Below are 9,128 nucleotides of genomic sequence, written 5' to 3'. Positions count from 1 at the left end.
GCCCAGACCGGGCGGCCCGCCACAGCGCGGCCCGGCCCAGTGCCGGGGACAGGATCGTCGCAGGGGTGCCGGCCCGCGCGGCGGCGACCTCACGCTCGACCAGCGCCCGGAACAGCCCGGCGATCAGCACGATGGTGTCGACCGACGGGCAGCTGTCGCACAACCGCAGCTCCAACGTCGGCGCCGAGTTTGACGGTCGGACGTCGAAGTAGACCATCCCGGCGTCGGTGATGACGCCGCTGGCCACCAGGGCCTTGACCAGCGCGTCGTATTCTTCGGCCGATTGCACCGGGGCGGCCAGGCCCGTCGTCGGCCAGCGCTGCCAGACCAGCGTGCGCATACTCGAATAGCCGGTGTCTGAGCCGTCGGACGCGAACGGCGAGCTGGCCGACAGTGCGAGCAAGGTGGGCAGATATGCGGCCACCCGGTGGGCGACCGCAACGGCCTCGTCGCGGTTGTCGACGCCGACATGCACCTGGGTGCCGCAGATCAGCTGCTCGCGCGCCAGCAGTTGGTAGTCGGCAAGCATTTGCCGGTAGCGCGCGGTCTTGGTGACCTGCATTTCGGCCGGCACCGACAGCGGCATGGCCCCCGCCGCGACCACGCCTATGCCCGATTTGGCGGCGGTGTCGAGCAAGACCCGGCGGTGGTCGACAAGTTCACCGCGCAACCCGTCCAGCGAATCGACCACGCGGGTGTTCGTCTCGACGACGCAGCGCTGCAGCTCGGCGACGTAGTGGTCGGACAGTTCGGCCAGCAGTTCGGGGGCGCGTGCCGTCAGTCGCCGCGTCTTGAGATCGACAAGGTGAAACTCCTCTTCGACACCCAACGTTCGCGGCGGCACGCGTCGCATTCGCCAACGGTATGGGCCACCAGTTACCGCCGCGTTAAGCATTGACAGAGGTCATCGCAGTGCCGGTTACTCGACGGTGACCGATTTGGCCAGATTCCGCGGCTTGTCGACGTCGTAACCGCGCGCCTGCGCTACTGACGCGGCGAACACCTGCAGCGGAATGGTCGACAGCAGCGGCTGGAAAAGTGTTGACACCGCCGGGATTTCGATCAAGTGATCGGCGTAGGGCCGGACGGTGTCGTCGCCTTCCTCGGCGATGACGATGGTGATGGCGCCGCGGGTCTGGATCTCGCGGATGTTGGACAGCAGCTTGGCGTGCAGCATGGCCGAGCTCTTGGGAGATGGCATCACGACGATGACCGGCAGGCCGTCTTCGATCAGCGCGATCGGGCCGTGTTTGAGCTCACCGGCGGCGAAGCCCTCGGCGTGCATATAGGCAAGTTCCTTGAGTTTCAACGCGCCTTCCAGCGCCACCGGATAGCCGACGTGGCGACCGAGGAACAGGATGGTCGACGCCTGGGCGAACCGATAGGCCAGCGCGGCCACCGGCTTGATCTCGGCGATTACCCGGGCCACCAAATCCGGCATGGACTCCAGCTCGCGGTACTCGCGTTCGACCTCGTCGGGATACTTGGTGCCGCGGGCCTGCGCCAACGCCAGGCCGACCAGGTAGTTGGCAGCGATCTGCGCCAAGAACGTCTTTGTCGACGCCACCCCGATCTCCGGTCCGGCGCGGGTGTAAAGCACCGCATCGCATTCGCGCGGGATCTGCGAGCCGTTGGTGTTGCAGATGGCCAGAACCTTGGCCTTCTGCTCCTTGGCGTGCCGGACTGCCTCCAAGGTGTCGGCGGTCTCACCGGACTGCGAGATGGCCACCACCAGCGTGCTGCGGTCCAGCACCGGGTCGCGGTAGCGGAACTCGCTGGCCAGCTCCACCTCGACGGGTAACCGGGTCCAGTGTTCGATTGCATACTTGGCCAGCAGCCCGGAGTGATAAGCGGTACCGCAGGCGACCACGAAAACCTTGTCGATCTCGCGCAGTTCCTGATCGGAGAGCCGCTGCTCGTCGAGCACGATCCGGCCGTCGACGAAATGCCCGAGCAGTGTGTCGGCCACCGCGGTGGGCTGCTCGGCGATCTCCTTGAGCATGAAGTACTCGTAGCCGCGCTTCTCGGCGGCGGCCAGGTCCCAATCGATGTGAAACTTCCGCGCATGGTCGGCATCGTCGTTGCCGTCGAAGTCGGTGATCCGGTAGCTGTCGGCGGTGATCACCACGGCCTGGTCCTGGCCGAGTTCCACCGCCTCGCGGGTGTGCCCGATGAACGCGGTCACGTCTGAGCCGAGGAACATCTCGCCGTCGCCGATGCCGACGACCAACGGTGTAGACCGGCGCGCGGCGACAATGGTGCCCGGCTCGTCGGCGTTGGCGAACACCAGGGTGAAGTGGCCTTCCAAGCGGCGCAGCACCGCCAGCACCGAGCTGACGAAGTCGCCTGCGGTGTCACCGTGGTGATACGCCCGCGCGACCAGGTGGACGGCGACCTCGGTGTCGGTGTCGCTGGCGAACTCCACGCCGTCCGCTTCCAGCTCGCTGCGCAGGATCGCAAAGTTCTCGATGATGCCGTTGTGGACGACGGCGATCTTGCCCGCAGCGTCACGGTGCGGGTGCGCGTTGCGGTCGGTGGGACGTCCGTGGGTCGCCCAGCGGGTGTGACCGAGGCCGGTGGTACCGGCCAGTGCCGTCGGCTCGGTGTCCGCGAGCGCGCTCTCCAGGTTGGACAGTCGTCCGGCCCGCCGGCGCACCGTCAGCTTGCCCATCCCGTCGACCAGTGCGATGCCCGCCGAGTCGTATCCGCGGTACTCCATCCGGCGCAGTGCGTCGACGACGACGTCGCGGGCGGACTGGTGTCCGACATATCCGACGATTCCGCACATAGCCCATCAGGGTAGTGCAGACGCCCCGGATGGGACGGCTGCACTACCCTGACCTGCGCTAGCGGCTCGGAGCCGGGTCGCGCAGGGCAATCTTTCTCAGTTTTGGTGGCTCGGGAGCCGGGCGCTATCTGCGCGTCGACTCGCTGCCGGGGGTCAGGCCGGTTTACCGGCCGCGGTCACCCCAGCCGGGGCCGCCCGGGCCGCCGGGACCATGGTTGTCCCCGCCGGGGCCACGGTTGTCCCAGCCGGGGCCGCCGCCGTCAGGGTGCCAGCCACCCTGGCCGTGCCAATGGTCCCCGTCGTGCTGCTCGCCGTCGAAATAGTTGTCGTCATGGCAGCGGTCTCCACCCCAGTTGAAGCCCCAGCCCGGATCCCACGGGTCGCCGGGGCACCAGTGGTAGTCGGGCATCGGCCCTGGGTAGGCCTCGGCAACGCTCGCCGCGCCCAGACCCGCAAGCCCTAGACCTGTGGCGAGGGCAGTCGCAGCTGCAATTCGTTTGATGTTTTTCACCTTGTCTTAGTACCACGCAAACGGGGGCGACCAAACATCTCGCGCGGCGATTTTCTTATGAATTCCTATGAATCAGCTTGGTACTGGCTGGGTTTCAGCGCTTGGCGCCAAGTGATCTTGACGGCGACGTAAACGATAAATCGGCGCGTTGTCGCAGGAAGCCGCGCCGCCGGGCGATATACGACCGGTATCCATCTGGTTGACACAAGACAGGTGACAAACATGGTGGAGTGACAATGTGACAACAGGAAGGAGACACCGGTGACCGATGACGGGTTTCATCCCGACTTGCAGCAAAGCGAACGGATGGTTGGCAATCGAGTGCACCATGTCAAGTCGTTTGACATCGACGCGGACACCGCGCAAAGCGAGGGCATGCAGCGATTCGCCGCGATCAGTGGACGCACGGTCGGTTCGGAAAAACTCTGGATGGGCGAAACCCACGTCCACCCGCAGGCCGTGTCGGCCAACCACCACCACGGCGAATCGGAGACGGCGATATTTGTGCTCAGCGGCCACCCCGACTTCGTCTTCCATGACGGCGAACACGAGGTGCGGATCGCAACCAATCCCGGCGACTACGTCTTCATACCGCCGTATTTGCCGCATCGCGAAGAGAATCCGAGTCCAGACCAGCCGGCCACGGTCGTGATCGCTCGCAGCACACAAGAGGCGATCGTCGTCAATCTGCCCGAGCTCTATGCGCTGTAGCCGATCAAAGCAGTGCAGCCGCCCCAGCTGGGACGGCTGCACTCGGGTCAGGTGGCTTAGCGCGGCATCAACTCAGGGGTGCCACGGGCCGGGGCCGTGCCAGTGGCCCCCGTCGTGCGGCTCGCCGTCGAAGTAGAAATCGTCGTGGCAGCGGTCTCGACCCCAGTTGGCGCCCCAGTGCGGGTCCCAGAATTGACCAGGACACCAGTGGTAGTCCGGCATGGGGCCCGGGACGGCCTCAGCTACGCTCGCCGCACCCAAACCGGCGAGCCCTAAACCTGCGGTGGTGATGATTGTCGCGGCTGCGACGCGCTTAATGTTTTTCATGCTCTCCTAGTACCACGCGAAGCCAGCCGAATAAACACGTCCCCGCGCGTGTTTTTCTTCCGGATTTCTGTGAATTAGCTTGTGGTGGGCTATTTTTCACCTGTGGGGGCGCAGGGGTTCCGACGGGTCATGCTTCCCATCGCCGCAGCACGCTCAAGCCGCGGGCCGGGTGCGCTACCGTCAACGGGTGGCCAGCATTCGCAAGCTCGTTGCCGCCCTCGCCCGACCCGGGCCGCATCGCGTCCTGCGCGGCGACTTGGCGTTTGCGGGTCTGCCAGGCGTGGTCTACACGCCCGAAGCGGGACTGAACCTGCCCGGTCTCGCCTTCGGTCACGACTGGCTCACCGGCGTCGAGCGCTATTCGCGCCTGCTGGACCACCTGGCCTCGTGGGGCATCGTCGCGGCGGCCCCGGACACCGAGCGAGGACTGGCGCCGTCGGTGCTGAACCTGGCCTTCGATTTGGGCACCGCACTCGACATCGCCGCGGGAGTGCGCCTGGGACCGGGCAAGATCAGCGTGCATCCCGACAAACTCGGCGTGGTCGGCCACGGCTTCGGCGGCTCGGCCGCGGTGTTTGCGGCGGCCGGGATGAAGGTCAAGCCGAAGGCGGTCGCGGCAATTTTCCCGACGGTCACAAGCCCGCCGGCCGAACAACCGGGCGCCACCCTGAGCGTGCCCGGTGTGGTGTTCAGCGCCGCCGGCGATGCTAAGAAATTGCGTTCCAACGCTATTGAACTATCCCGGGCCTGGCGCCCGGCGACGCTGCGGGTAGTCGGCAAAGCCCGGCCCAGCGGACTGGCCGAGGGCCGCCGGCTAGCGACGGCATTCGGCCTGGGCGGTCCGGATCGCAAGACGCAGAAGGCCATTCGCGCATTGTTGACCGGGTATCTGCTGTATGCGCTCGCCGGTGACAAGACGTATCGCGACTTCGCCGATCCGGACGTCCAGCTACCCAAGACCGTCGCCGCCGAGCAGGAGGCGGCGCCGGTGACCCCCGAAGAAAAGTTCGTCGCGTTACTCAAAGGCTGAACCAACCAATCGCGACGGTCACTGCCCGGCCTGAGGCAGTTCGTCTGCGGCGATCGCGCACGGGGTTGACTCGTCGGGCAGCGGTTCGGACGGCGATGGCGGCGCCTCGGGCGGCGGGGCATCCGGTGGCGGCGCGACCTGCTCAGCCATCGGCTTGTCAACGGAATCGCTTGCCGCTGGCGGGCTCTCAGCGGGCGCTTCGGCGATGACGTCTCCGTCGGTGGTGTCTGCATCGGCGGGCTCGGCGTCCGCAGTCTCGTCGTCAGTGTCATCGTCGTTGTCGTCGTCGTTGTCGTCGTCGTTGCCGAGTGGATCGTCGGCATCCAGGGGATCGTCCAATAGCGGATCTTCGGGCCCCGAAGGACCGGAGAACCCGTCAGCCAACGAACCCAGCAGACCGCCGATGCCGTCGACGATCTTGCCGACCACGCCGCCGATACTGCTGCCCAGTCCGCCGAGGCCGCCCAGATTGCCTGCGCCGGTAGACAAGCCGGCGGTATCGCCCAGCGGGGCGGCCAGGTCCGCAGGGGTCGGCGGTGGTTGCGCTGGCGGTGGTTGCGCGGGCGGAGCCGGCGCCGGAGCCGAAACCGCAGCGGGCACAGTGGGCGCGATGTCGGGCGGCGTTGGCGTCTCGAACATGTTGCCGGCGGCCGGGCTTAGGCCGGGCGGCTCATCGAATACCGGTTGCCAACGTGGACCCAGTTCGCCCGGAATCTCGAAACACACCTCGCGTACCGAGCTCAGCGCGTCAATGGCCACGTCGTAGGACGCCTGCACCGCCGCCGTGGTCGAGCGCATCGCGGTGAGCCAGTCGTCCCGAATATCGTTGTCCACGTAGGGAATGACGTGCTGACGAATTAGTTGTTCGGCCGCTGAGCGGTCGCCCGCTCCGGCCGTCACGGTGTGTGCGGCGGCCAGCCAGGCGGACCGCTCCGCCACCCGGCGATCATCGATGGCGACGGCCGTTGCGGCCTTGCGGTCGACCATCTGCCACAAGTTGTCACGCAGCACGGCATAGCCCTCGGCCGCGGCGCGGATATGCGCGGCCACCTCAGCTGCGGTGTCGCAGTGGCGTTGCAAAAACTGCGTCGCAGCGTCAGCTCCGAAACCCGTCCAGGCCGCCCCGATCTCGGTTACCTGCATCCGCTGCAGCCACAGCGCCTCGTCGATCGTGTTGACGGCAGCGCGAAGTTCAGCGCTGTCATCGTCGAGCACGCGGAGGTCAAGGCCTGCTTCGGTCTCGTACCAGTCCTGGACTTGTGAACCGCGGGCAGTGAGGTCGGGGTGCTGATAACCGAGCACATGGCACGCCTGCACATAGGTCTGCGTGTGCTCGACGGCGGGCTGGCCCTCGGCCAGCCGCGCCGCCACGTCGAACCGGTCAGCCAAAATTCACCCGGCCCGCAGCACTCAGATCGGCCTCGGCATAGCGGTCGGCGCTGGCCCGCAGCACCGTGGCGATCTCCACGGTCGCTCGTGCCCACTGGGAAAGCTCACTGGCCAGTCGACTCAGGGCGAACCGCAGCGCGTCGCCGTGACCGATGTAAGCCCGTCCGGCAGTGGCGCCGTCGAAGGCCAGCCTGGCAAAGTGGTTGCGCGCCGCGTCGTCGATGAGTTGCGCGGTGTCGTCGAACCGGTTCGCGACCGTCCGCACCGCCGCGGCGTCGACGAACGCATTTTGTTGTCCCATACCGGCTTCGACGCATCGCGCCGTCTGGGAGTTCCGCACTCAGTGCTGGGCGCGTACCGTCTCGGCGACGAGGGTGGCGAGCCGGTGGGCGGTGCGCTCGTCGTCCGCTTCCACCATGACTCGAATCATCTGCTCAGTTCCCGAGGGGCGCAACAGGATTCGACCGGTATCACCAAGCTCATCCTCGGCCTGCTGAACGGCCGAGCGAACCGAGGGCGCGGCGACCGCGGCGTCCTTGTCGGCGACCCCAACGTTGATCAGCACCTGCGGCAGGCTGTGCATCGCGGAGGCGAGGCTGGTCAGCGACGAGCCGGTCTGCGCCATCCGCGACATCAGCCGTAGGCCGATAAGGATGCCGTCTCCGGTGGTGGCCAACCCGGGCAGCACGATGTGGCCGGATTGCTCGCCGCCGAGGCTGTAGTCACCCGATCGCAGCTCTTCCAAGACGTAGCGGTCCCCGACGCCGGTGGTGCGAACGGTCACACCGGCCGCGCGCATCGCCAGGTGCAGCCCGAGGTTGCTCATCACGGTCGCGACCAGGGTGTTGTTGGCCAGTTCGCCGGCTTCCTGCATCGCCAGCGCCAGAACCACCATGATCGCGTCGCCGTCGACGACCTCGCCGGCGGCATCGATCGCCAGACACCGGTCGGCGTCCCCGTCGTGCGCCAGACCCAGGTCGGCACCGTGAGCGACGACCGCCGATCGCAGCGCATCCAGGTGGGTCGACCCGCAGCGGTCGTTGATGTTGAGCCCGTTGGGCTCGGAGTGGATCGCGATGACCCGGGCGCCGGCCGCACGGTAAGCACGCGGTGCGGCCAACGACGCCGCGCCATGTGCGCAGTCGACGACGACGGTAAGTCCGTCGAGCCCGACGGTGCCGGCCTTGCCGACCTGGCGCAGGTAGCGGTCCAGCGCGTCCTCGGCGTCGATCACCCGTCCGATCCCCGCCCCGGCGGGGCGCAGCCCCGGCCCGGCCGCGACCAGATCCTCGATTTGGTCCTCGGTGGCGTCGTCGAGCTTGTGGCCGCCCGGCCCGAAAATCTTGATGCCATTGTCAGGCATCGGGTTGTGCGACGCCGAGATCATCACCCCGAAATCGGCGTCGTAGGCGCTGGTCAGGTAGGCCACCGCCGGTGTCGGCAGCACCCCGACTCGCAGCGCATCCACGCCCTCGCTAGTCAGACCGGCGATCACCGCCGCTTCCAGCATCTCGCCGCTGGCGCGCGGATCACGGCCGATCACCGCGACGCGTCGGCGCGCGGCATCCGAGCTGGTCAGCCGTCGAGCAGCTGCGGCGCCCAACGCCAGCGCGAGCTCGGCGGTGAGCTCTCGATTGGCGACTCCGCGGACGCCGTCGGTGCCGAACAGTCGACCCATGCGGACAAACCTCTCACAATTGACGGCCCTGCACCTAAGCGACTACCCGATTGCCCGTAGTGCCACCCAACTGGTACGCGGCCGTGATCGCCGCCGGAATCAGCGCTTGCTGTACTGCGGCGCCTTGCGGGCCTTCTTCAGGCCGTACTTCTTGCGCTCGACGGCGCGCGGGTCACGGGTGAGGAAGCCGGCTTTCTTCAGGGCGGGCCGGTCCTCGGGCGTGATCATGATCAATGCCCTCGCGATCGCTAGCCGCAGCGCACCGGCCTGGCCGGACGGGCCGCCGCCATCGAGGTGGGCAAAGATGTCGAAGGCTTCCAGCCGGTCGACGATGACCAGCGGCGCCTTGATCAGCTGCTGGTGCACCTTGTTGGGGAAGTAGGCCTCCAGGCTGCGGCCGTCGAGCTCGAACTTGCCGGTACCGGGCACCAGCCGGACTCGGACCACGGCCTCCTTGCGGCGTCCAACCGTTTGGATCGGACGCTCGATGACGAAGGAGTCCGTGCGCTTCTCCGATGGCGCGGCCTCGGACGTCTCGGCGGTCACGGAAGTCCCAGCGGTCACGGCTTCAGTGGCTTCAGTGGTTTCGGTTCCTGCCGTCTCAGTCATTAGCGCCGCTCCTCCTCATCGCTTCGCTCTGCATCGTCGCCGGCGCGGTCATTGGGTCACCTGCTTGATCTCGAACGGAGTCGGC

Annotated in this window: 10 protein-coding genes; 2 read left to right on the top strand and 8 right to left on the bottom strand. The window is 67.1% G+C overall.

Going from position 1 to position 9,128, the window contains the following annotated elements; all coding sequences use genetic code 11:
- The 3 genes from WAN71_RS22430 to WAN71_RS22420 form a co-directional block, all read right to left on the bottom strand.
- Positions 1 to 853 (bottom strand): carboxylate-amine ligase (locus WAN71_RS22430; RefSeq protein WP_422227439.1); only part of this gene is annotated, 853 nt, incomplete at its 3' end.
- A gap of 66 nt (positions 854 to 919) precedes the next feature.
- Complete coding sequence (glmS, locus tag WAN71_RS22425; RefSeq protein ID WP_422227438.1) at positions 920 to 2,788, bottom strand: glutamine--fructose-6-phosphate transaminase (isomerizing); 1,869 nt, start codon at positions 2,786 to 2,788, stop codon at positions 920 to 922.
- A 163-nt stretch (positions 2,789 to 2,951) separates the two neighbouring features.
- Positions 2,952 to 3,299, bottom strand: coding sequence for a hypothetical protein (locus tag WAN71_RS22420; protein ID WP_422227437.1), 348 nt, complete (start codon positions 3,297 to 3,299; stop codon positions 2,952 to 2,954).
- 306 nt (positions 3,300 to 3,605) lie between these two features.
- Between WAN71_RS22420 and WAN71_RS22415 the strand changes: the two genes are divergently transcribed.
- Positions 3,606 to 4,010, top strand: coding sequence for a cupin domain-containing protein (locus WAN71_RS22415; protein WP_422227440.1), 405 nt, complete (start codon positions 3,606 to 3,608; stop codon positions 4,008 to 4,010).
- Positions 4,011 to 4,082: 72 nt separating this feature from the next.
- On the opposite strand, the gene WAN71_RS22410 is transcribed toward WAN71_RS22415, so the two are convergent.
- Positions 4,083 to 4,337 carry a hypothetical protein gene (locus WAN71_RS22410; RefSeq protein WP_422227436.1) on the bottom strand — a complete coding sequence of 85 codons (255 nt, stop codon included), beginning with the start codon at positions 4,335 to 4,337 and terminating at the stop codon, positions 4,083 to 4,085.
- Positions 4,338 to 4,524: 187 nt separating this feature from the next.
- Here WAN71_RS22410 and WAN71_RS22405 point away from each other — a divergent pair, with 187 nt between their 5' ends.
- A complete protein-coding gene (locus tag WAN71_RS22405; RefSeq protein WP_422227435.1) occupies positions 4,525 to 5,367 on the top strand; it encodes a dienelactone hydrolase family protein in 843 nt (280 codons plus the stop codon).
- 18 nt (positions 5,368 to 5,385) lie between these two features.
- Here WAN71_RS22405 and WAN71_RS22400 read toward each other — a convergent pair whose 3' ends face one another.
- The 4 genes from WAN71_RS22400 to rpsI all read right to left on the bottom strand — a co-directional run bounded on the left by WAN71_RS22400 (position 5,386) and on the right by rpsI (position 9,043).
- On the bottom strand, positions 5,386 to 6,756 hold the full coding sequence (locus WAN71_RS22400) for a hypothetical protein (RefSeq protein WP_422227434.1): 1,371 nt from the start codon (positions 6,754 to 6,756) through the stop codon (positions 5,386 to 5,388).
- Entirely contained in the window at positions 6,749 to 7,057 is a 309-nt protein-coding gene (locus WAN71_RS22395) for a type VII secretion target (protein ID WP_422227433.1), read from the bottom strand. Before WAN71_RS22395 ends, WAN71_RS22400 begins: the two co-directional genes overlap by 8 nt.
- A 39-nt stretch (positions 7,058 to 7,096) precedes the next feature.
- A complete protein-coding gene (gene glmM / locus WAN71_RS22390; protein WP_422227432.1) occupies positions 7,097 to 8,434 on the bottom strand; it encodes a phosphoglucosamine mutase in 1,338 nt (445 codons plus the stop codon).
- A gap of 99 nt (positions 8,435 to 8,533) precedes the next feature.
- On the bottom strand, positions 8,534 to 9,043 hold the full coding sequence (gene rpsI / locus WAN71_RS22385) for a 30S ribosomal protein S9 (RefSeq protein ID WP_422227431.1): 510 nt from the start codon (positions 9,041 to 9,043) through the stop codon (positions 8,534 to 8,536).
- Positions 9,044 to 9,128: the final 85 nt, after the last annotated feature.

Source organism: Mycobacterium sp., from assembly GCF_049280035.1.
Lineage (GTDB): Bacteria > Actinomycetota > Actinomycetes > Mycobacteriales > Mycobacteriaceae > Mycobacterium.
This window is presented reverse-complemented; position numbering and strand designations above follow the sequence as displayed.